This is a genomic window from [Clostridium] aminophilum (genome assembly GCF_900101295.1).
Classification (GTDB): domain Bacteria; phylum Bacillota; class Clostridia; order Lachnospirales; family Lachnospiraceae; genus Clostridium_R; species Clostridium_R aminophilum_A.
On the sequence record NZ_FOIL01000017.1, the window covers coordinates 1 to 21,731 of the forward strand.

At 52.8% G+C, this 21,731-nt stretch carries 22 protein-coding genes; 21 read left to right on the forward strand and 1 reads right to left on the reverse strand.

The annotated features are described in order from the left end of the window. Nucleotides 1-466: 466 nt before the first annotated feature. Nucleotides 467-1,129 (reverse strand): aquaporin, encoded by a 663-nt coding sequence (locus tag BMW41_RS06045; protein ID WP_330386941.1) that lies wholly within the window; start codon nucleotides 1,127-1,129, stop codon nucleotides 467-469. Between the two features lie 257 nt (nucleotides 1,130-1,386). Here BMW41_RS06045 and BMW41_RS06055 point away from each other — a divergent pair, with 257 nt between their 5' ends. The 21 genes from BMW41_RS06055 (at nucleotide 1,387) to BMW41_RS06155 (ending at nucleotide 21,719) form a co-directional block, all read left to right on the forward strand. Further along, the gene (locus BMW41_RS06055; RefSeq protein ID WP_074649309.1) at nucleotides 1,387-2,271 is read left to right on the forward strand and encodes a tRNA threonylcarbamoyladenosine dehydratase; all 885 of its coding nucleotides are present in this window, start codon (nucleotides 1,387-1,389) and stop codon (nucleotides 2,269-2,271) included. A 204-nt stretch (nucleotides 2,272-2,475) separates the two neighbouring features. After that, complete coding sequence (locus BMW41_RS06060; protein ID WP_074649310.1) at nucleotides 2,476-3,654, forward strand: N-acetylmuramoyl-L-alanine amidase family protein; 1,179 nt, start codon at nucleotides 2,476-2,478, stop codon at nucleotides 3,652-3,654. Between the two features lie 362 nt (nucleotides 3,655-4,016). Beyond that, nucleotides 4,017-5,279 (forward strand): NYN domain-containing protein, encoded by a 1,263-nt coding sequence (locus BMW41_RS06065; RefSeq protein WP_074649311.1) that lies wholly within the window; start codon nucleotides 4,017-4,019, stop codon nucleotides 5,277-5,279. A gap of 49 nt (nucleotides 5,280-5,328) precedes the next feature. Continuing rightward, complete coding sequence (locus BMW41_RS06070; protein WP_330386942.1) at nucleotides 5,329-6,015, forward strand: endonuclease III domain-containing protein; 687 nt, start codon at nucleotides 5,329-5,331, stop codon at nucleotides 6,013-6,015. Further along, on the forward strand, nucleotides 6,012-6,653 hold the full coding sequence (locus tag BMW41_RS06075; protein ID WP_074649312.1) for a CPBP family intramembrane glutamic endopeptidase: 642 nt from the start codon (nucleotides 6,012-6,014) through the stop codon (nucleotides 6,651-6,653). The genes BMW41_RS06070 and BMW41_RS06075 overlap by 4 nt, the downstream gene beginning before the upstream one ends. Nucleotides 6,654-6,799: 146 nt before the next feature. Then, nucleotides 6,800-7,528, forward strand: coding sequence for a glycerophosphodiester phosphodiesterase (locus BMW41_RS06080; protein ID WP_074649313.1), 729 nt, complete (start codon nucleotides 6,800-6,802; stop codon nucleotides 7,526-7,528). A gap of 359 nt (nucleotides 7,529-7,887) precedes the next feature. Beyond that, nucleotides 7,888-8,337 carry a hypothetical protein gene (locus BMW41_RS06085; RefSeq protein ID WP_074649314.1) on the forward strand — a complete coding sequence of 150 codons (450 nt, stop codon included), beginning with the start codon at nucleotides 7,888-7,890 and terminating at the stop codon, nucleotides 8,335-8,337. Between the two features lie 692 nt (nucleotides 8,338-9,029). After that, nucleotides 9,030-9,800: a transglutaminase-like domain-containing protein gene (locus BMW41_RS06090; RefSeq protein WP_074649315.1), complete on the forward strand. Its 771-nt coding sequence runs from the start codon at nucleotides 9,030-9,032 to the stop codon at nucleotides 9,798-9,800. 400 nt (nucleotides 9,801-10,200) lie between these two features. Next, nucleotides 10,201-10,425 (forward strand): acyl carrier protein, encoded by a 225-nt coding sequence (locus BMW41_RS06095; protein ID WP_031471306.1) that lies wholly within the window; start codon nucleotides 10,201-10,203, stop codon nucleotides 10,423-10,425. 14 nt (nucleotides 10,426-10,439) lie between these two features. Beyond that, a complete protein-coding gene (gene accD / locus BMW41_RS06100) occupies nucleotides 10,440-11,345 on the forward strand; it encodes an acetyl-CoA carboxylase, carboxyltransferase subunit beta (protein ID WP_074649316.1) in 906 nt (301 codons plus the stop codon). Beyond that, a complete protein-coding gene (locus BMW41_RS06105) occupies nucleotides 11,342-12,274 on the forward strand; it encodes an acetyl-CoA carboxylase carboxyltransferase subunit alpha (RefSeq protein ID WP_074649317.1) in 933 nt (310 codons plus the stop codon). Before accD ends, BMW41_RS06105 begins: the two co-directional genes overlap by 4 nt. A gap of 36 nt (nucleotides 12,275-12,310) precedes the next feature. Continuing rightward, complete coding sequence (locus BMW41_RS06110; RefSeq protein ID WP_074649318.1) at nucleotides 12,311-13,273, forward strand: beta-ketoacyl-ACP synthase III; 963 nt, start codon at nucleotides 12,311-12,313, stop codon at nucleotides 13,271-13,273. A 33-nt stretch (nucleotides 13,274-13,306) separates the two neighbouring features. Next, nucleotides 13,307-14,221, forward strand: coding sequence for a nitronate monooxygenase (locus BMW41_RS06115; RefSeq protein WP_074649319.1), 915 nt, complete (start codon nucleotides 13,307-13,309; stop codon nucleotides 14,219-14,221). Between the two features lie 151 nt (nucleotides 14,222-14,372). Beyond that, nucleotides 14,373-15,344: an ACP S-malonyltransferase gene (fabD, locus tag BMW41_RS06120; RefSeq protein WP_074649320.1), complete on the forward strand. Its 972-nt coding sequence runs from the start codon at nucleotides 14,373-14,375 to the stop codon at nucleotides 15,342-15,344. 102 nt (nucleotides 15,345-15,446) lie between these two features. Continuing rightward, on the forward strand, nucleotides 15,447-16,199 hold the full coding sequence (gene fabG / locus BMW41_RS06125) for a 3-oxoacyl-[acyl-carrier-protein] reductase (protein WP_074649321.1): 753 nt from the start codon (nucleotides 15,447-15,449) through the stop codon (nucleotides 16,197-16,199). Nucleotides 16,200-16,211: 12 nt separating this feature from the next. Then, nucleotides 16,212-17,465 (forward strand): beta-ketoacyl-ACP synthase II, encoded by a 1,254-nt coding sequence (gene fabF, locus BMW41_RS06130; protein WP_074649322.1) that lies wholly within the window; start codon nucleotides 16,212-16,214, stop codon nucleotides 17,463-17,465. A 148-nt stretch (nucleotides 17,466-17,613) separates the two neighbouring features. Next, complete coding sequence (gene fabZ, locus BMW41_RS06135) at nucleotides 17,614-18,069, forward strand: 3-hydroxyacyl-ACP dehydratase FabZ (RefSeq protein WP_074649355.1); 456 nt, start codon at nucleotides 17,614-17,616, stop codon at nucleotides 18,067-18,069. A gap of 322 nt (nucleotides 18,070-18,391) precedes the next feature. Then, nucleotides 18,392-18,865, forward strand: a complete 474-nt coding sequence (locus BMW41_RS06140) for a MarR family winged helix-turn-helix transcriptional regulator (RefSeq protein ID WP_074649323.1) — start codon at nucleotides 18,392-18,394, stop codon at nucleotides 18,863-18,865. 44 nt (nucleotides 18,866-18,909) lie between these two features. Beyond that, a complete protein-coding gene (locus tag BMW41_RS06145) occupies nucleotides 18,910-19,788 on the forward strand; it encodes a serine O-acetyltransferase (RefSeq protein WP_074649324.1) in 879 nt (292 codons plus the stop codon). A 25-nt stretch (nucleotides 19,789-19,813) separates the two neighbouring features. Continuing rightward, the gene (locus BMW41_RS06150; RefSeq protein ID WP_143050819.1) at nucleotides 19,814-20,395 is read left to right on the forward strand and encodes a hypothetical protein; all 582 of its coding nucleotides are present in this window, start codon (nucleotides 19,814-19,816) and stop codon (nucleotides 20,393-20,395) included. 139 nt (nucleotides 20,396-20,534) lie between these two features. Then, nucleotides 20,535-21,719: an N-acetylmuramoyl-L-alanine amidase family protein gene (locus BMW41_RS06155; protein ID WP_074649326.1), complete on the forward strand. Its 1,185-nt coding sequence runs from the start codon at nucleotides 20,535-20,537 to the stop codon at nucleotides 21,717-21,719. Nucleotides 21,720-21,731: the final 12 nt, after the last annotated feature.

Here is a 21,731-nt window from a genome sequence, read left to right on the forward strand (position 1 = left end):
TACTGTGCGGAAAAGGATGTCAATAAGAAAGAACTTCTCTCGATGATGCGGGGAGCCGGATTTGAGTATGATTCCGACCGACGCTGCTTCCGGTAAGGTATGCACGGCGGGAGAACGGTCTGCGAAGAAAATGATAAAAGAGGGACTGGCGGGATGAATTCCGCCGATCCCTCGTTTGCGTTTCATAGGAAATTTCTCCGAAATTCCCTATGAAACAAAAACGCTCCGCGAGGATGCGCACGCCGCTGTAAGGAAGCTGTCACCTAACGGTGACCAGCGGCGGCGCGCAAAGTCCGCGGGGCTCCCCTCAGTCCTGAGGTGATGGGGAGCCGAAGTCCGCTTGCGGACTTTGTTCGTATGACGGAGCAGGACCGCTTCCCGCTCCATCGGGATAACACTGTTAAGAAGATGGAAAAAGCTAAAAAATCATTGTAAAAGATGCCGGGACAATGGCATTATTCCGGAGTCAGCGCTCGTCATCCAAAAAGAGCCAGCAAACACCGGCCAGGGCGCCGCCGAGAAGCGGTGCGATCATGAAACACGGCAGGGCTTTCAGCGCATCGCCGCCCGCAAAGAGTGCCGGACCGAAACTTCTGGCCGGGTTTACCGAAGTGCCTGTGTATGCGATGCCGAAGATATGGACGAGCGTAAGAGAAAGTCCGATGACAAGGCCGGCAACGGCGGAAAATTCCGATCGTGAGGTCACACCGAGAACCGCCAGAACGAAGACGAATGTCAGGATCAGTTCGATCAGGAAGGATGCGAGGAAGCTTCCGTTATAGAGGCTGTTTGCCGCAAGGCCGGAATCGGTGCCGACGATGGCGACGAGAATGCCTGCTCCGACGGTTGCGCCGAGAAACTGTGCAACGACATATCCGGCAAAATCAACGATATCCATGCGGCCGGCAACGGTCATTGCCAGTGAAACCGCCGGGTTGATATGACAGCCGGAAATATTGCCCATGGAATAAGCCATCGCGACGATGACCAGACCGAATGCCAGCGCGGTCAGAAGATAGCCGGTGCCGGCTTCGGAGGAAGTGCCGATGGTTGCAGCGGTTCCGCAGCCGAAGACAACCAGAACCAGTGTGCCGATGAATTCGGCGACATACGCTTTCAGATTATTCATGCTTTAAGTCCCCCTTTCAGGTATATCCGTTGCAATGCCGATGAAAAACACTGCGATTATCCTCAAAATTGAGGAATAATGTATGGTTTCATACACCGTTATCATAAAATGAAATCATATCCCTGTCAATGTGAGCGGGCTGAAACAGATAAAACCAACAAAAAAGGTAGAATTTTTAAAAATGGCGTCATTCTTGACTTTGCGGACAGAACTGATACAATGAACGGACAGAAACAGCACAGAAGAGGGAGAAGAAAATGAAAGATCAGTTTTCCAGAACAGGACTGCTATTCGGACGGGAGGCGATGGACCTTCTGGAGAAAGCCCATGTGGCAATTTTCGGCGTCGGCGGCGTCGGTTCCTTTGTCGCCGAGGCCTGCGCGCGTTGCGGCGTCGGTGCCATCGATCTGATTGACAGCGATGAGGTAGCGCTGTCGAATCTGAACCGGCAGATTCATGCGACGCTCCGGACGGTGGGAAAAGACAAGGTTTCTGTGATGAAAGAGCGGATACTTGCGATCAATCCGGACTGCCGGGTCAATGCATACAAGAAGTTTTATCTTCCGGAAAACAAAGATGAATTTGATTTTTCACAGTATTCCTATGTCGTGGATGCCGTCGACACTGTGACGGCAAAGCTTTCGATCATCATGGAGGCGGAGCGGTGCGGTGTTCCGGTCATCAGCTGTATGGGTGCCGGCAATAAGCTGGATCCGACCAGATTCGAGGTGGCGGATATCTACGAGACCAGCATTGATCCGCTTGCCCGCGTAATGCGGAGGGAACTGAAAAAACGGGGAGTCCGGAAGCTGAAGGTCGTGTATTCGAAGGAGGAGCCGCTGACGCCGATCCCGGGAATGCCGGCGGATGTGGACGGAGAACAGGACGGGGAGAAGAATTCCGGCATACCGGAGAACAGCGGTTCCTGTGAACTGGCGATTTCTGATGCAATGGATTCCGGGCGCGCGAAAACGGATGACTGCGGAACGAAGGCCGGGACCGGGAAGCCGAACCGGGCGGTGAAGAAGATTGCTCCGGGATCGACGGCATTTGTCCCGTCCGTGGCCGGTCTGATCATCGGCGGTGAGGTGGTGAAGGATCTCACAAAGGCAGCGAGAGAACGCGCAAGGGAAAATGCGTAAAGTTTATTCGGATTTCGCGGCGGGATTGCTGCGCGGAACCGGAAGAAAATGTAAGAAGACTGACAGCACCGGTCCGGTTTTGTAGGAAATTGGTTGTGATTTCTTAAGATGTTTTTGTATAAAGTGCGTTATAATGAATAAGGATGGTAAACATACTGTCCGGATGCAGGAAAAATCTTTGCAGAGAACAGAGAGGTAATATAGATGAAAAAATGGTTATCCGGAATGATTATTCCGTTCGTTGCTGCCTGTATGCTGACGGCGATGCCGATGACATCGCTTGCAAAGACCGATGATGATCTGGAAGAGGTCGGAAGCATTACCATTGATCTGGAATGCTCGATCTCCGAAGGAGATAAGGGATCGGACGCTGACAGCCAGATCGCGGTGGACGGCGACGTGGATCCGGATTTCATCGAGGTCAAGTCGATCAAAGTGACCAATAAGCCGTCCGGCGACTGGAAGGCAAAAGACAAGCCGAAGGTGGAGATCAAGATCCGCAGAACGGATAAGGATTACACCCTGAAAAAGCTGAGCAAGGACGATATCACGATCAACGGCGTCGAAGTCAAGGGAATTACGGTTTCCAACAAGGAGAAGGCATCCGCCACGATCGTGGTTACCATGGCGGCACTGGAAGATCAGTCTTATGAGAGCGAGGGAAGCGATCTCGATCTGGAGGTGAGCGGTCTCAAGTGGGAGAGCAACAGCGATAACAGCAGCAATCGCACGGTTGCGACCTGGGAAGCATCTTCCGACGCGGATGAGTATGAGATCCGCCTCTACCGCAATGACACGCTGATCAAGACCGTGGAAGATACCGCGGATGAGTATGACTTTGCGCCGTATATGACTGAGAGCACATCCTACCGCTTCTGGGTTCGCGGTATGCGCGGCACATCCCACGGAAAGTGGAGCAAGTCCGGAAGCCACTATGTCTCCAGCTCGGAGGCAGCGGTAAACAAGAAGAACAATGGCGGCGGCAGTCCGACGTATTATGCGACCTGGGTAAGAGACAACGCCGGCTGGTGGTATCGGAATGCCGACGGAAGCTGGACCTCCAACAACTGGCAGCTGATCGACGGCAAATGGTATTTCTTCGGATCCAACGGATACATGAGAACCGGATGGTTCCAGTCTCCGTTCTCCGGCCTCTGGTTCTACCTCGATCCGGTCAACGGCGATATGAAGACGGGATGGATTCAGTCCCCGACCTCCGGCCTGTGGTATTATATGGACAGAGGCGACGGTCATATGCTGACCAACACGAAGACACCGGACAACAATTATGTCAACGCGGACGGCGTGTGGACCGGAGCAGCCGGCTCGTCCAGACCGTCCGGAGCGACCTCTTCGACGGGGGCAACCGGACCGGCGGCTTAAGGTGCTTATATCCGACAGCGGCGAAGGTCTGAACGCGATGCAGTTCCGTCAGCGGCGGAACATCGACAGCGGCGCAGCTGCCGTGAAAACGTAAGTTAAGATGATCAAAAGAACATGGCGCAGCAGAGGCGTTTGCTTTTGCTGCGCCTTCTGTGATGAAAGACAGCATTTTGCGACGGCATCCTTATCCGGCAGAGCCGGCACGGCAGCCGGCGTCATCGTCAGAGGGACTCTCCGGCGGAATGTGTGACAGGAGGCCGTCAATCTGTTATGATGAAAGGGATACCGAAAGCCAAGAAAGAAATCCCTGAAAGGCCGGACCGGAAAACGGGCGGCGGAGAAGGGATCAGAGGACGGATAACATGATCATTGATGAGAGAAGAGAACGGAAAATTGCGGTATTGATCGATGCGGAGAATGTCTCCGCGCGGTATATCAAGCTGATTCTGGATGAGGCCAGCAACTACGGCATCGTGACCTATAAGCGGCTTTACGGCGATTTTCAGATTCCGAGCGTTAAGAACTGGATGAAGAATCTTCAGGAATACGCCATCACTCCGGTTTTTCAATATAATTATACCCACGGGAAAAATGCCTCCGACTCCGCGCTGATCATCGACGCGATGGACATTCTGTATTCGGGAAATGTGGACGGATTCTGCATCGTGACCAGCGACAGCGACTTTACAAAGCTGGTGCTGCGGCTGCGTGAGTCCGGAATGACCGTTGTCGGCATGGGAGAGCAGAAGACACCGCCGGCACTGGTTGCGGCCTGTGAGACATTTAAGTTCCTGGATATCCTGTACCGGCAGGAGACCAAGAAGAATACGGCAAAGAAGAAGCAGAACGCGAAGAAGAGCCGTGTGCAGAAAACAGCTGCCGCGGGTCCGGCGTTGGCGGAGACGGCTGAGACAGCGGAAAACGCGGAGAATGAGATTCTTCCGTCCGGCGTCGCGGCAGAAAACGAAGAGAAGGGAAATATCCCGGATCTGGACGAGATGGAGAAAGAAGTCATCTCGATCATCGACAATTTTGCCGGAGACGACGGCTGGGTCGATCTGTCGGAACTCGGGGACAATCTTCCGAAACGTGTTCCGGGTTTCGATCCGCGAAACTACGGCTGTGCGAAACTCCGTCCCTTTATCGAGAAATTCGATTCTCTGGAGATCCGCTCGGCACAGAACCCGCATAATGCAATCCTCACGGTGATCTATGTCCGCGTGAAACAGGAGGCGTCAGAGGAAGAGGAACGCGAGCAGAACAGCGTGAACGATGCGGAGACTGTTCCGGAGAAAGCGGCAGAAGCGAAGGCCGCGGCGGCAGTGAAGAGCGCGGCGTCCGGGAAAATCGCGGAGAGCGAGGAAGCTCCGGAGACACCGGAAGAATACAAGAAAGAAGTTTTTGCGGGCGGAACTGACGGAACGCCGGAAGCGGCACCTGCGGAAACAGAATCTCCGCAGGAGATGGTGAGCAAAAAAAACATCGAATCGGTAAAGAAACTGCAGCGAAAAAGAAAAATACGCAAACCGCGGAAGACAACCGGAAAGAAGGCGGCATCGAAGGACGATGCGGCAGGGGATACGATGGGAGACCCGGAAAAGAGGAACTCACCGGATCCGGAGTAAACAGGAACCATATTATCGGCGATGACTGGCCCGGCGGAAGGAGAGAGCGATGACCGATCAGACCGGAACGAACATGAATGCGAACTCAGAAAAAACGGAGAAGAAGACACTTGCGCTCGGCGTGATCGAGCGGCTGAAAGCGGCATATCCGGATGCGGACTGCACTCTCGACTATGATGACGCTTGGAAACTGCTGGTGAGTGTCCGGCTTGCGGCACAGTGTACCGACGCGCGGGTCAATGTCGTGGTGCAGAAACTCTACGAAAAATTCCCGGATGTGAATGCGCTGGCGGAAGCGGATGTGGATGCGATCGAAGAGATCGTGCATCCGTGCGGACTCGGTCGGTCAAAAGCGAGGGATATCAGCGCCTGCATGAGGATGCTCCGCGACGTATACGGAGGAAAAGTGCCGGACCGGTTTGACGAGCTTTTGAAGCTCCCGGGAGTCGGACGAAAGAGCGCGAATCTGGTGATGGGAGACGTGTTCGGACAGCCGGCGATCGTCACCGACACCCACTGCATCCGGCTTGCCAACCGGATCGGCCTCGTGGAAAATGTGAAAGAGCCGAAAAAAGTGGAGATGGCGCTGTGGAAGATTATTCCGCCGGAGGAGAGCAATGTGTTCTGCCACCGGCTGGTCGAGCACGGGAGAGCCGTCTGTACGGCGAGAACGAAACCGCACTGCGGCATTTGCCCGCTGGCGGATATCTGTAAAAAGAATGGAGTAGACGGATGAACGACAGGATGAAATATCTGATCCGACTGTTATGGCCGGTAGTTTTATTTGAGATCATAACGGAAGGTGCGGAGATTGCGGGAAAGACCGTTTCATCCGCATTCTTCGGCGGGGAGGATGTCCCGAGAATCATTCTGACGGGATCGGCGGCGGTCCTTACGGCACTGATCCTTCTGATCCGGAGACCGAAGGACCGGGAGAAAATGTCCCCGCACGACATGATCATGTGCGGCGGAGGCGGATTCAGCCTTGCGGAGATTCTGAACCAGCTGTTTGCGGTGACGGGGCTTGCGGCATTGTCCTCCGGATGGAATGCGCGGGGCGCAGCACTTTTGGATGCGCCGCTGGCGGCGAAAATTCTGGTCATTGTCATTCTGGTTCCCCTTGCGGAGGAGCTGGTCTTCCGGGATCGGCTGTTCCGCCATCTTCGTCAGAAGATGGGGTTCGGAATGGCAGCGTTGATCTCGGCGGCAGTGTTCGGCGCGGTGCACGGCGATCCGGTACAGGGGCTGTATGCCGCCCTCATCGGATTTGCGGCGGCAGCAGCGATGGACTTCAGTGGGAATTTTTTCGGGGCATTTATCTGCCACGCCATGGCGAACCTGGCACCGATTCTGCTGAGCGCGCTCGGACGCTAAATGTGGAAAATACACAAACAACTGTGGAAAGCTTTCGGGACAATAGTGGATTTTGCCTTGTTTCTGCAGCCCGATGATGATAAAATCGGGGTATTGCGAGATGAAAGATCCGCGGCGGAATGCTGCGGAAAGAAAGGAAGTTTACCATGGTAAAGAACTTTGCACACAGAGGTTTTTCCGGAAAGTATCCGGAGAACACGAAAATTGCATTTGAGAAAGCGATTGCGCTGCCGGGATGCGACGGCATTGAGAATGACGTGCATCTGACAAAGGACGGCGAAGTCGTTATCATTCATGACGAACTCCTTGACCGTACCTGCCTGAATATGACCGGTTTTGTTAAGGACTATACGCTGGAGGAACTGAGGAAAGCGGATCTCTCCTATAAGTTTGCCGGTGAAGTGGAGCCGCAGCACATCATGACGCTCCGCGAGTATCTGGAACTGTTAAAGCCGACAAAGCTGGTTACCAATATTGAACTGAAGACCGGAATCTTTGAGTATCCGGGAATCGAAAAGAAAGTTTACGACCTGATCCGGGAATTTGATATGGTGGACCGCATTATCATCTCTTCCTTCAACCATTACAGCGTTAAGCGCATGAAGGAGCTCTGCCCGGAGATTCGCTGCGGACTTCTGACCGACTGCTGGATTCTGGATGCCGGAAAGTATGTCAGAGAGAACGGCTTTGAGTGCTATCATCCGAGATTTACCAACTGCACACCGGAGCTGACAAAGGAAATCCGTGAGAAGGGTGTGGACATCAACTGCTGGACCGTCAACGAGGAAGAGGATATCCGTAAAATGATCGAGGCCGGTGTCACAACGATCATCGGCAACTTCCCGGACCGTGTGGCAGCGATGCTGAAAGAATAAGACAGAAAAGTATCCGTACATTCCGTATAAAGAATCGGAAGGATCGGAAAGAAATGATTCGGTTTTGATCTGCTAAAAATTATGCACTTCGCGGCATTTCTGTCAAAAAGGTTCCGGTCCGATTGTCTTGAATCTTAAAATGGAGCTTATTGATATTGTATGCCAATGCAACCAAATACTATCTTTTATTTTAAAGACATGTTAAAATATCCAGGAACGCTCTTTTTCTGGAATCAACCTAGTAGAAGCGTCTTTAATAATGATAACATTACCTGAAAAATAGAGTAATTCAGAGTGGTAACATACTCTCAGAACCAAGCACACGTAAATTGAGATCTGACAGATCTCGAGGAGGAAAAATGAAATTATTTAAAACGATTCATGGAAAAGTTAAACTCGCGGCCGCAGTATGCACCGCAATGGGAGTCTTTGCTGCAACACCAATGATTTCAATGGCCGGTATTTATCCGACGATCGTCACGTTTACATCAAACGTTAACGAACACGGTGATTTTACGGGCTATACTGCTGATGGCTCCTTAACATGTGGAAACATCTATCAGGATCAGATGAATGATGCATTGGCTGCAAATGGCATTGATCTCTCATCATCAGAGGAAGAATGGTGTATTCTTGACACTCTTGAGGGCATTTGGCTACTGACCGATATCACTGCGGATGACTTTACCTCCAGGGTAATCGCGTCGTACGAGGGAAAAGATGCTGCTATGCTTCAGACAGCCGCGCAGATTATCATGAACACTCCAAAGCTCCCTGCTACTGAATTGTATTCGTATTACACAAATTGAGCCACTGCGCCTCAGGACGGACAAGCTAGTTCTCTAAATAGTATATATAACAAAGGACCACTACTATGTGCTGACCTCTAATCGTTAGATTTCTGTTCTAACAATTCGGGACTGTTCATGGTAGTGGTCCTTTTTTCTGCTTAATGTGAGATTCCCCCTAACAAATACTAATGTTCCTTTCTTAGATCCCTCTCGCCATTTTAACCAGTCAAAAGTCTTTTTATCAAATCAGCTGCTTTACAAGAGAATCCGTCTGTCCGGTCATCATGCTGCCAATCGCAGCCCGTATATCCTTGAAATAGAGTATCAAAAATGCAATCGTTGCGAATCACCTCGGAATACGGCGCTCAGCTGCGAAAGAATGCAGCAGAAAAAACGGTGAAAGAATGCACGGAAAGGCCGGCAGAGAAAATATAAAAATCATATTTTTAAAAATAGCTCTTTGCGCATGATCAAAAAAGGGAGGAACCGGTAATGGAAAGCAAAAAAACTTAATAATATGGTCAAAAAATGAACAGATATTCAAATTCATATTATGAGAGAATAAAACGAACACAATATTGAAAGAACACACCTGTTTTTTGGCCGCAATTTCTTTCTTGGATTTTTGGATTATTGTACGATATTGTTACATGATACAGAAGAAAGCAGAAGATTTCAGCATCAAAAAACGAAGGAAAGGAGGAAAAACAATGAGATTATCAAAGATGATCATGGGACTCGGACTTGCAGTTTCGATGACATTATCCATTGGCTTTTCTTCGTTCGCCGGTGTTCTCGATGCCGGAATCGTTTCTTCCTGCAATGGCAAATACGCTTTCAATGTAGACAAGACGAAAGATCTCGCGCAGAATTATTATCAGGCGGAGAAGGTTCTCAACAGTGCCTGCCCGGCGGTCGGTATGACGACGATGGAAACCGTATACAGCGGCGGAGACGGAAGCGTGATGATCGACGGTCAGAATCTCAACATGCTGGAGTCCATCCAGAATCAGACCGATGAATGGCTGGCAGCGAACATGGCAGTGATTGTTCCGCAGGGAACCCCGTCCGACCGGATCATTCCGATCTGTGCCGATTGGGTTGCGGACCGCATGACATATGATTATTCCGCTAATTCCAATAAAGCTCTGGGCCGCGCATATCAGTCCGCGCTTTCCTGCTTTACATTGGGAACCGGCTTATGTGCCACCTATGCATACGCTTTCAATTCGATGGTATCCTATGTGCCGGTGAATCCGGAGACAGGAACCGTGGATTACACAGCTGCGAATCCGACACACCTTCAGACAAGATTCGTATACACCAGCAGACATGCATGGTCCGCAGTATACGAGAACGGTGCATGGCATCACTATGATGTATGCAGCTATGATCTGATGAACCGGGACAGCCGTTACCTCGATATGACCTCCGGCATTATGTCGGACGCGAAATATTCCAACATCAGCATCGTATTCTGATGCGATGACCGGACGGGATCAGCCGGTATGGCCGGGACGGTCAGAGAAAGCACAAGCGTGTCTTCATAATAAAAGATTATAAGAGAATAACCATAAAAGCTGACGGGAGACCGGACAGCCGCGAGACAGCGGTTGTCCGGTCTCCTTTGTGCTGCAAAAAAGACGGCGGCAAACCGGCCTGTGAATGCACCGGTCTCTTTTTTTCTTGACATTGGGGAGCATTCTGAGTAATATGACATACGAATAATTTAACTAAAATTATTTAACTAAATTTCGTGAAGTAAACTCGGACGGACAAAAAGGAAGGCCGAAAAGGGCCGCAGATTACATTGCGGCCGCTTCACGGCAGGAACGAAAGAAACCGTCAAAAGACGAAAGAGAAGAAAAGGAGAATACTACTATGGATTTCGAGGCATTAAAGACACTGATCGTTGACACACTGGACTGTGATGAGGACAAGGTTACACCGGAGGCAGATCTGAGAGAGGATCTTGAGGCGGATTCCCTGAGCGTTGTTGAGCTTCAGATGGCAATCGAGGACGAGACCGGCGTAAAGATCGCGGATGAGGAACTGGAGAACATTCACACCGTTCAGGACATTCTGGACCGTGTGAAGAAGGGCTGAGAGAAGGCGGTTTCATGAGTGCACTCACAGAGAGAATAAAAAGTACACTGAATGATATGCGGCTCCAGATGCGCGCGGACAGAGATACCGTAAAGGATCAGGGCGCATTTTCCGATGAGGAGAAACAGGTTGTCTGCAAAAGCTGCGGAAAGAAGTTTTCGAAAGTCGAATGGAGAAATCATTACTACGCTTGCCCGAACTGCGGGAAGCTTCGATCGATCGGCGGTTATTACAGACTGTCACTTATTTTTGATGAGGGCACTTTCCGTGAGTTTGATCAGGATCTGACCGTGACCGATCCGCTGCATTTCAGCGGATACGGCGCAAAAGCGGCGGAGACGGAGAAGAAGACCGGCCTGAAAGAGGCGGTTATCAGCGGCGACGGTCTGATCGACGGGATTCATACCGTTGCAGTGGTTCTGGACAGCCGCTTCTTTATGGGAAGCATGAGCCATACCGTCGGTGAGAAGGTAACGCGTGCGATCGAGCGCGCCACCAGAGAACATCTTCCGCTGATTATTTTTTCCGCCAGCGGCGGCGCCAGAATGCAGGAGGGCATCTACAGCCTGATGCAGATGGCAAAGACCAGTGCGGCCATCGCCGAGTTTTCGGCGTCCGGCGGCCTCTACATCAGTTATCTGACTCACCCGACCACCGGCGGCGTAACGGCGAGCTTTGCCAGTCTCGGAGACATCACGCTGGCAGAGGAAGGCGCTCTGATCGGTTTTGCCGGTCCGAGAGTTATCCGCCAGACACTGGGCGTAGAGCTTCCGGCGGGCTTTCAGCGCGCGGAATATCTGGAAAAGCATGGATTTGTCGACCGGATCGTTCCGAGAAAGGATATGAAGCAGACTTTGGCGGATATCCTGAAACTGCATGTCGATTCGATGGAGAATGCATCGCGGAGGGTAGTTAGTTGATTAAGGAAATACTGAGACAGACGGATGAGATTGATGCGGAGATCGAGAAGCTTCGGATCCGCAGAGAGCCGGAGAACAGCAGAAGAACGGATATGAGAATCGCGCAGCTCGGCGAGCGCAGAAACTATCTGCTCAGTCAGGCGCGGAACCTTTCCCCGGAGGACAAGGTTTTCCTTGCACGTCTGGGCGCGAGACCGCATATTGACGACTTCATTGACGCGCTGTTCACGGACTTTTTCGAGCAGAAGGGCGATCATCTCTACGGGGATGATCAGAGTATTTTCGGCGGAATCGCCCGTTTCCACGGCCGGCCGGTGACGGTGCTCGGACACCGGAAGGGCCGCACGATGAAGGAAAATATCTCCCGGAATTTCGGCATGCCGAAACCGGAAGGATATCGGAAAGCTCTCCGGATGATGGAACAGGCGGATAAATTCGGCCGCCCGATCATTACTTTTGTCGATACCCCGGGTGCTTATCCGGGCGTGGATGCGGAGGAACACGGTCAGGGTGAGGCGATCGCCCGGAACCTTGCGGCCATGAGCCGGCTTCGCGTGCCGGTGATCACGGTTGTCACCGGAGAGGGAAACTCCGGCGGCGCGCTGGCGATCAGCGTGGCGAACCGGATTCTGATGCTGGAAAATGCGGTCTATTCGATCCTCAGCCCGGAAGGTTTTGCGAGCATTCTGTGGAAGGATTCGTCGAGACATGCCGAGGCGGCCGCACTGATGAAGATGACGGCGGCTGACCTGAAAGAAGCGGGCGTGGCCGATGAGATCGTGGCGGAACCGGCCGGCGGCGCGCAGGTAAACCCTCTGCTGGTGTATGCGGCGCTGGATGAGGCAATCGAGAAGAATCTGAAAGAACTGGAGGAACTTTCCTCCCGGGTACTGATCGAGGAACGCCAGAAGAAATTCCGCGCGATGTAACCGAACAATAAGAAAGAAACAGGATGGTTCAGTAATATGAAGGGTCTTAGGATCATATCAACCGGCAGTGCCAGACCGGCGAAGGCGGTGACCAATGACGATCTCGCAAAGATCGTGGATACAAGCGACGATTGGATCTATCCGAGAACCGGGATCCATTCCCGGTATCTCTGCGGTGAGGGGGAGACGACCTCCACTCTTGCCATTCAGGCGGCGAAAGAGGCGATGGAGCGTTCCGGTCTCGGTCCGGACGATATCTCTGCGCTGATCTGTGCGACAACATCGCCGGATCATGTCGCGCCGAACGTGGCCTGCCAGATTCAGCGGGCGCTGGATATGCCGGAGACCATACCGGTGCTGGATGTCAATGCAGCCTGCACCGGTTTTATCTATGCGCTGGAGACCGCGAGAGGATTTCTGGCGATGCAGTCCGAAGAAGAGGCGGCGGACAGGCCGCGCTATGCGCTGGTAGTCGGCGCGGAGCATCTGTCCAAGATGCTGGATTTCACGGACCGTACCACCTGCGTCCTCTTTGGAGACGGTGCGGGCGCAGCGGTTGTGGAACTGGCGGAGGATGTTCCGTACGCGTCGATGCTCGGCGCAAGGGGCGGCGATGAGATCTCCTGCGAGGGACCGGGACCGGTTCCGGCGAAGATTCAGATGGACGGCAAAGCGGTATTCCGCTTTGCAACCGGCGCGCTGACCAAGTGCGTGGATATCCTTCTGACAAAGAGCGGACGGACGATGGACGACATTGACCAGGTCATCTGCCATCAGGCCAATGAGCGGATCGTTGATTTCTGCATCCGGAAGTTAAAAGCTCCGGAGACGAAATTCTTTAAGAACATGGATCACTACGGCAACACCGGAGCGGCTTCCGTGGCCCTTGCCCTCGATGAGGCAATGTGCGGAAATGCCGTAAAACCGGGAGATTCCCTTCTTCTGGTCGGATTCGGCGCGGGGCTGACCTGGGCCGGCGTTCTGATCACGGTGAAGTGAGAAAAACGGACAGTTAAAAATAGGAGCGTCAAAATGAAGTATTTAAATGAGATCCTCGGAATCAAGTATCCTCTGATTCAGGGAGGTATGGCAAATATCGCAACGGGAGCATTTGCGGCAGCGTGTTCCGAGGGTGGAGCTCTCGGTGTGATCGCCTGCGGCGGACTCCGGTCGGCCGAGGAGCTGGAACGGGAGATCGCGGAGTGCAGAAAGCGCACGGATAAGCCGTTCGGCGTAAATATCATGCTGATGCATCCTCTGGCCGATGCGTTTGTCGAGGTGGTATGCCGGGAACACGTACCGGTTGTGACCACCGGTGCGGGAAATCCGGGAAAATACATGGATCAGCTGAAAGCGGCGGGCGTCTTCGTGATTCCGGTTGTGGCGGCACCAATCCTTGCGAAGCATCTGGAGAGCCTCGGCGCCGACGCGGTGATCGCGGAGGGCTGTGAGAGCGGCGGACATATCGGGGAAATGACGACGATGACGCTTCTTCCGCAGACGGTTGACGAGGTATCCATTCCGGTCATCGCGGCCGGCGGAATCGCGGACAGCCGTCAGATGAAGGCAGTTCTCACCCTCGGGGCCTGCGGCGCGCAGATCGGAACCGTTCTTCTCGGAAGTGAGGAATGCCCGATCCATGAAGAGTACAAGAATGCGGTAGTCAAGGCAAAGGGAAGCGATACCATCGTGACCGGACGAAGCGCCGGAGCGCCGGTTCGCGTTATCAAAAACCGGATGAGCCGCGAATATGTGAAACTGGAAAAACAGGGAGCTCCACTGGAAGAACTGGAGAAGTTCACGCTGGGAAGTCTCCGGAAAGCGGTTTTCGACGGCGATACGAAGAACGGAAGTCTGATGGCGGGTCAGACCTGCGGACAGGTAAAAATGATCCGTCCTGCGGCAGAGATTTTCGCGGCAATCTGCGAGGGAACCGAATTCGCCTGAAGATGTTTCAGGGACGGAGAGTCAGCGGATCATGGCATACCTGCGGGGAGATTCCGGAACAGGCAATATACGACGAAGAGCCCTGAATGTGATACCGGTTTACCGATAGTGCGGCGTATTCGTCGAAACGGATAAAGAGGAACAGAAGGATATGAAGACAGCTTTTTTATATGCCGGCCAGGGAAGCCAGCATGCAGGAATGGGAAAAGATCTCTATGAGACATTTCCGGAATTCAGGAGGACTTTTGACGAAGTCTGCGGAGCGGTGGATTTCGATCTTGCAAAGATTTGTTTTGAGGATCCGGATGGCGTGATCAGCCAGACCCGGTATACACAGCCGGCGATGGCGGCATTTGCCGTATCCGTCAATGCGGTTCTCCGCGCGGCGGGGAAGACGCCGGATATGACGGCGGGCCTTTCTCTTGGCGAGTATTCCGCGCTGGAAGAAGCCGGGGTATTCGGTGCGGCAGACTGTGTCAAGACCGTAAATTTCCGCGGAAAAGCCATGACAAAGGCGGCGGAAGGCATCGACTGCGGTATGACCGCGGTTCTCGGCATGGAAGTGCCGGAACTGGATGCGTGCTGCCGGAAAGCGCAGGAACAGGTGAGAGCAGAGAAAAATGACGCCATAGTCACGATCTGCAACTACAACTGTCCGGGCCAGCTCGTCATCGGCGGAGAGAAATCCGCGGTGGATCTGGCGGGGCAGATCGCGAAGGACAAGGGTGCAAAGCGCCTGATTCCGTTAAATGTTTCCGGTCCGTTCCACACGTCCTACATGAAGCCGGCCGGCGATGAACTGGCGGCTCTTTTCCGGACCATGACCTTCGGCGAGATGAAAATTCCGGTTTACTTCAACTGCCTCGGCGGTGTGAAAGCGCCGGAAGACCGGATCCCGGATCTTCTGGAGCGCCAGGTGCAGTCCGGGGTTCTGATGGAGAATACCCTGCGTAAGATGATGGAAGACGGCGCGCGGGAGTTTGTCGAGATCGGACCGGGCAAGGCGCTGACCGGATTTGTCAAGAAGACCGCGAAAGCGGTGGGACTCGGAAATGCGGAGTACAAGGCCGTCGCCCTGGAGACGGCGGAAGAGCTGAACGCATACCTGAACGCACAGGAGTAACGAGAGCCGGGCAGAGGCAGCGCAGCCGGGGTGAAATGGGAAAAGGTGCATTTGCGCTGGCAGAGGCAGCAGAGGGTCACTGTGAATATATGGAGGAAACCGATGGAAACAAAGGAAATCCGCCGCGCGGCGGTGGTAACGGGCGGAGGCCGCGGCATCGGCCGCGCCGTCTGCGTCAGACTGGCAAAAGAAGGCTGTGATGTCTGCATCAACTTTGCGGGCAATGCGGCGGCAGCGGAAGAGACCGCAAAGCTGTGCCGAGAGGCCGGCGGCGAGGGAATCCGGGTCATGACCGTGAAAGCCGACATTTCCAGAGAAGAGGAGGCGGACCGCCTCATCGCGGAAGCCGTGGAGGCATTCGGACGCGTGGATATTCTGGTCAACAATGCCGGCATTACCAGAGACAACATCATGCTTCGCATGAGTGCGGAGGATTTCGATCAGGTCATTGGAACCAACCTCAGAGGAACCTTCCTTTGCTGCAAGGCCGTGACCAGGACGATGATGCGCCAGAAATACGGCCGTATTATCAATCTTTCCAGTATTGTGGGAATTCACGGAAATGCGGGACAGGAGAACTATGCCGCCAGCAAGGCCGGCGTGATCGGACTGACCAAGAGCATTGCGAAAGAACTGGCATCCAGAAATATTACGGCCAACGCCGTCGCACCGGGCTACATTGCCACCGACATGACCGCCAATCTTCCGGAGAAAGAGAAAGAGGCGATTCTGGCAGGTATTCCGGCCAAACGGATCGGCACACCGGAGGATGTCGCAGAAGCGGTTGCATTTCTGGCATCGGAGAAGGCCGGCTATATCAACGGGCAGGTTCTCGGTGTCGACGGAGGAATGTGAGAAAGGAAAGTTATGAACAGACGCAGAGTAGCCGTTGTCGGACTCGGCACCGTAAATCCGACCGGAAATAATGTGAATGACAGCTGGAACGCGATCCGTGAGGGAAAATGCGGTATTGCGAAGATCACAGCATATGACACGACGGAGAGCGCCGCGAAGCTTGCCGGTGAGGTGAAGAATTTTGATCCCACCGACCGGATCGCGAAGCGAGAGACCCGCCATATGGCAAGATTTACACAGATCGGTCTCTACGCGGCGATTGAGGCGGTGGAGATGAGCGGCATCCGCTGCGTGGACGGAGACGAACCGGCCAATACCGATCCGGCCCGCTGCGGCGTCATCATTTCCTCCGGTATCGGAAGCATCGGCACCATCGAGGAAGAGCACACAAAAGGCGGCGAGAAGGGCTTTGACCGTGTCAGCCCGTTCTTTATCCCCACCGCCATCTCCAATATGGCGGCGGCAAGAGTTGCCATCCGTTTCGGCATGAAGGGAATGTGCACCTGCCCGGTGACGGCCTGTGCCGGCGGAAGCAATGCCATCGGTGACGCCTTCCACCGCATCCGCGACGGATACGAGGATGTGATGGTCTGCGGCGGCGCGGAGAGCTGTATTACTCCTCTTGCCATTGGTGGTTTTACTTCCATGAAGGCACTCTGCACACTGGAAGATCCGGAGAGGGCATCCATCCCGTTTGATGCGGACCGCGCCGGCTTCGTCATGGGCGAAGGCGCAGGCATCCTCGTTCTGGAGGAGATGGAGCACGCAAAGGCGCGCGGCGCAAAGATTCTCGCGGAGATCGTCGGATACGGCGCAAACTGCGATGCGTATGATATTACCGCACCGCTTCCGGACGGATCGGGCGCGGCAGACTGCATGCGTCTGGCGCTGGAAGACGCCGGCATGAAACCGGAGGAGATCACCTACATCAATGCCCACGGAACATCCACCAAGCTGAACGACGCCGGTGAGACAAAGGCGATCCATGAAGTGTTTGGCGATTATGCCGCAAAGCTTCAGGTTTCCAGCACCAAGTCCATGACCGGCCACCTTCTCGGTGCAGCCGGAGGCGTGGAGGCGGTCTTCAGCGTAAAGGCCATCGAGGACCAGTTCCTTCCGGCGACCATCGGATACAAGACACCGGATCCGGTCTGTGATCTGGATTATATTCCGAATGAGGGAAGAAATGCGGACGTCAGCGCGGTTCTGAGCGATAACCTCGGATTCGGCGGACACAATGCGGCGGTGATCTTCCGCAGAGTATAACAGCGCTCCGGAAAATGTGACCATAAACTCCCGGCTGAAGCCGCTGCGCTTCGCCGGTGTGTGATACGAGTCTTGAAAAAGACAAAAGAGAGGAAACTATATGCAGGAAAATGCATCAGCTGTCAATGAGACGGCGGCAGAAGAGACCATGCCGAAAGTCCCGCGGGACAATGCGAACGCGCTCGACACAACAGAGATTATGAACATTCTGCCGCACAGAGCGCCGTTTCTTCTGATCGACAAGGTTCTGGACTATGAACCGGGCAAATGGGCGATCAGCCGCAAATGCGTGACGATGGACGAGCCGTTTTTCCAGGGACATTTTCCGGGACACCCGGTGATGCCGGGAGTTCTCATTCTGGAGGCAATGGCACAGACCGGGGCTGTTGCGGCCCTCGGAACGCCGGAGGATAAAGGAAAGATCGCACTCTTTGGCGGCGTCAACAAATGCCGTTTTAAAAAGCAGGTCGTTCCGGGTGATGTTCTGGAGATCCGCTGCGAACTGATCAAGCGTCACGGACCGGTCGGCATCGGCGCCGGAGAAGCGAAGGTTGACGGAAAGACCGTCTGCAAGGCGGAGATCGTCTTTGCGATCTCGGAGTGATCGCACGGAAAAAACGGGCGTCAAAAAGGCGACTTCATCGTACTTCATCAATTACTTCACTGCACTTCATCGCTTTCTTTACGGACTTCACGAACACTATGGGGCAGGAAGTTTAAGTTACAAATAATTTTTGAAAGATTCGGAGACGAATGGATCAATCGGGACAGGTGGGCACATTCCGGAACACAGGTTTTGCGGGGGATGTGCTCACTTTCTCTTTCGCAATACGGATGAAACTGATATAATGACGTGAGTAAACCGGAAGAAGGAGCTGAATTCCGACTGCGGATACCGCCTTTTCCGGTCAATTTGGAGGGATAGAATGCTGGCTGACATTATCGTAGAAATCTATGACAAATGCAGAATCTATTTTCTGATGAAGATCTTTTCCAGATTTGAGAACAGAGAGGCGACGCTGACAACGGTGGAGTCATTCAGTATGGAATGTATTCATGCGCTGGGAGAACCAACTGTGGCGGAATTTGCCGCGATGATGGGCATTTCGGCACCGAATGCCGCTTATAAGGTAAACAGCCTGATTCAGAAAGGTTATATCGAAAAAGTGCAGTCGACGGACGACCGCAGGGAATTCTTCCTCAGACCGACGCGCAAATTTATGGATTACTATGATATCGGACTGATCTACGGCAGGAAGCTGGAGGCGCGCTGCCGTGAGCGGTTTTCCAAAGAAGATCTCGAGAAGCTGGAAAGCATGATGAAGATCATCAGCGACGAGCTGATGCCGGAGCTGGATCTCAGCAGATTCAAAACACACAAGAACGACGAAAAAGCCTGAACCGTGCGGCATCATGCCGGCATGGAAAGGAGGAAGGGCAGATTATGATTGTAGACAGAATCGGTAACAAGATTGATGACATTGTGGAACTTCTGCTGGAGGATTACTCGAAAAAGCGTGATGTCGACAATATGGACATCTTCAGTATTCCGGATAAAGTGGTGGTAGTGGATATTCTCAACAAGCTCCTTCGCCTGGTTTATCCGGGATATTACCGTGAGCATTCCTGGCGGAGTATTCATCTGGAGAGACAGCTCACCGTGGTTATCGAGGATGTCTCCTATAATCTGAGCAAGCAGGTTGCCATCGCGCTCCGGTATGATCCGAAATACCAGGATGAGGATGAGCAGATTGTCAATGACGAGGCGCAGGAGATCGTTATCGCATTTCTCGGAAAACTTCCGAAGATCCGCGAGTATGTCAACACCGATCTTCAGGCGACATTTGACGGAGACCCGGCGGCGGACAGCAAGGATGACATTGTTCTCTCCTATCCGGGACTTCTGGCCATCACCATCAACCGCATCGCACATGAACTGTGGCTTCTGAAAGTGCCGCTGATTCCGCGCATGATGACGGAGTATGCCCATTCCGAGACCGGAATCGACATCCATCCGGGCGCAACCATCGGCAAGTTCTTCTGCATTGACCACGGAACCGGTATTGTTATCGGTTCGACATCGGTGATCGGCGCTCATGTGAAACTCTATCAGGGTGTGACGATCGGGGCGCTGTCTACCAAACTCGGACATAAGCTTCACGGAACCAAGCGCCATCCGACGCTGGAAGATAATGTGACCGTATACTCCAATGCGTCGATTCTCGGCGGCGAGACCGTCATCGGCAAGGGCGCGGTGATCGGCGGAAGCTCCTTCATCACTGAGTCGGTGGAACCGGGCGCGCGAGTAAGCTTTAAAGGATAACAATGAGATTAAGGGATAAATGACGATGAAAAAGCATGGAATGATGATCCGGGCGGTTCTTCTCGCGGCGGCTGTCAGTACGGCTGCACCGGCCGGAGCGCTGGCTGCGGAGACGAAGGCAGCGGCGGAGAGCACGGCAACAGAAACCCGAGCGGCCGAAGTTGAGGCACCGGCAGCAAAGACCGAACTGAAAGACGGCGACTATATGGTGGAAGTGACGCTGGAGGGAGGAAGCGGAAGAGCATCCGTCACCTCTCCCACCGGCATCCGCGTAAAGGACGGAACCGCCATCGCGGCAGTGCAGTTCAGCAGCCCGAATTATGATTACATGATCGTTGCGGGAAAGCAGTACAAAAAGCTGAATGACGAGGGAAATTCCATCTTCAATATCCCGATTCTGGCGTTTGACGAGCCGTTCCCGGTGATCGCGGACACCACCGCCATGGACAAGCCGCATGAGATCGAGTACACGCTGAACTTCCACACGGATACCGCACAGAAGGTGGAGAAAGAAGATAAGCAGGCAGGCATCAGCCCGTATCTTTTTGGCGCAGGCATCGTTGTTTTTGTGTTATTTATCCAGAAAAAGATGACAAGGAAACCGTAATTCGGATTCGATAGAGTTTTGTGTGCTCCGCAATCTATCCGAACACTCTTCCAGAGTTGCCGGTGGATTGCGGATCTTTTTGCGCTCTTTTAAAAGATGAAAACTTTGCCTGAAAAAGAGAAGTCCATGGATCGGTATCATGGGGATGAAGAGAGATTCCGGTCATGAAAAGAGACAGGGGAAAAAAATCACAGAATTGTCAGTGAGAAGGGGACGGAAGGAAAAGATGAAAAAAACGAAAATGTTTCAAAAGACGATCGTGGCAATGACGTTAATGACGATAGCGTTCGGCTCGGGATGTGGTTCTGATCATAGTGCAGAAAAAAATGTCCATGAGACGATGTCTGAAACTCACTATGAATCAGAGAATGAAGAAAAAAAAGAAACGGAAAAACCGACGGAAGAACAGCATTTCCGCACTTTTTGGGAAGAAAGCGACGGAAAGCATTATTACAACGAAAATGGTGTTTCTGTTACGGGATGGTACCAGGCCGACGGAACGAACTGGTACTTTTTTGATAAAGAGGGGGTTATGAAGACCGGACTCATTAACGATGGTGGAAAGACGTACTATTCGGATAATCAAGGACGGATGTTGACCGGATGGCAGGAAATCCATGGAAAAAAATATTATTTCGGGAACGATGGATCGATGATGAAGAGGTCCTGGATCGAGGACACCTATTATGTCGGTGATGACGGGGAAATGATGGTCAGTGGCAAAACGCCGGATGGAAAAAAAGTCGGGAAGGATGGAAAGAAAATCGACGAATCCTGGAAAGACGTTATCATCAACTTTATACAAAACATTGAAGAGGAAACCGCCGGTGCGGATCTCCAATTTTTTAGGGGATTGTGCGATGTCAACGGAGATGGTATTCCGGAAATTTTTATGCATTACGGTCAGGCCGATAATCTGATTGCTGTTAACGGCGATAAAATGGATGGAATTGTCGAAAGTCGTTGTTGGATAGGGATAACCAATAATGGCATTATTGAGGTGCACTCTGAATTTGGACACCCAAATGAGGATGATTCAGATCGAGCTATTATCGGGTTTACCTGGTATAAAATTAAGAGTGGAGAAGGGTTTCAAAAGATAGGAGATGCGACAGATTTGATTACGACATATTACGACGGGCGTGAAGAAGAGTATGAAGTCACGGTAAACGGTAAGCCTTCCGATGAAGAGGGATTTTGGAAGGAGCGAAAACGGATTACCGGCCTGGACAAGGATGAGGACGCGAATGATATCCCGTTATGGACATATGACAACATCGACAAGGAAGGATTGATCGAAGTGATACGGAACTGGGGAGACTGATGGTGATCTCAC

Coding starts and splice junctions, on each gene's coding strand:
- BMW41_RS06085 (WP_074649314.1), top strand. CDS start 7,888: ATGAAATTATTTAAAACGATTCATGGAAAAGTTAAACTCGCGGCCGCA.
- BMW41_RS06145 (WP_074649324.1), top strand. CDS start 18,910: ATGATTGTAGACAGAATCGGTAACAAGATTGATGACATTGTGGAACTT.
- BMW41_RS06070 (WP_330386942.1), top strand. CDS start 5,329: ATGACCGATCAGACCGGAACGAACATGAATGCGAACTCAGAAAAAACG.
- BMW41_RS06140 (WP_074649323.1), top strand. CDS start 18,392: ATGCTGGCTGACATTATCGTAGAAATCTATGACAAATGCAGAATCTAT.
- fabD (WP_074649320.1), top strand. CDS start 14,373: ATGAAGACAGCTTTTTTATATGCCGGCCAGGGAAGCCAGCATGCAGGA.
- BMW41_RS06045 (WP_330386941.1), bottom strand. CDS start 1,129: ATGAATAATCTGAAAGCGTATGTCGCCGAATTCATCGGCACACTGGTT.
- BMW41_RS06065 (WP_074649311.1), top strand. CDS start 4,017: ATGATCATTGATGAGAGAAGAGAACGGAAAATTGCGGTATTGATCGAT.
- BMW41_RS06095 (WP_031471306.1), top strand. CDS start 10,201: ATGGATTTCGAGGCATTAAAGACACTGATCGTTGACACACTGGACTGT.
- fabG (WP_074649321.1), top strand. CDS start 15,447: ATGGAAACAAAGGAAATCCGCCGCGCGGCGGTGGTAACGGGCGGAGGC.
- BMW41_RS06060 (WP_074649310.1), top strand. CDS start 2,476: ATGAAAAAATGGTTATCCGGAATGATTATTCCGTTCGTTGCTGCCTGT.
- BMW41_RS06155 (WP_074649326.1), top strand. CDS start 20,535: ATGGGGATGAAGAGAGATTCCGGTCATGAAAAGAGACAGGGGAAAAAA.
- BMW41_RS06080 (WP_074649313.1), top strand. CDS start 6,800: ATGGTAAAGAACTTTGCACACAGAGGTTTTTCCGGAAAGTATCCGGAG.
- BMW41_RS06115 (WP_074649319.1), top strand. CDS start 13,307: ATGAAGTATTTAAATGAGATCCTCGGAATCAAGTATCCTCTGATTCAG.
- BMW41_RS06110 (WP_074649318.1), top strand. CDS start 12,311: ATGAAGGGTCTTAGGATCATATCAACCGGCAGTGCCAGACCGGCGAAG.
- BMW41_RS06055 (WP_074649309.1), top strand. CDS start 1,387: ATGAAAGATCAGTTTTCCAGAACAGGACTGCTATTCGGACGGGAGGCG.
- BMW41_RS06090 (WP_074649315.1), top strand. CDS start 9,030: ATGAGATTATCAAAGATGATCATGGGACTCGGACTTGCAGTTTCGATG.
- BMW41_RS06075 (WP_074649312.1), top strand. CDS start 6,012: ATGAACGACAGGATGAAATATCTGATCCGACTGTTATGGCCGGTAGTT.
- accD (WP_074649316.1), top strand. CDS start 10,440: ATGAGTGCACTCACAGAGAGAATAAAAAGTACACTGAATGATATGCGG.
- fabZ (WP_074649355.1), top strand. CDS start 17,614: ATGCCGAAAGTCCCGCGGGACAATGCGAACGCGCTCGACACAACAGAG.
- fabF (WP_074649322.1), top strand. CDS start 16,212: ATGAACAGACGCAGAGTAGCCGTTGTCGGACTCGGCACCGTAAATCCG.
- BMW41_RS06150 (WP_143050819.1), top strand. CDS start 19,814: ATGAAAAAGCATGGAATGATGATCCGGGCGGTTCTTCTCGCGGCGGCT.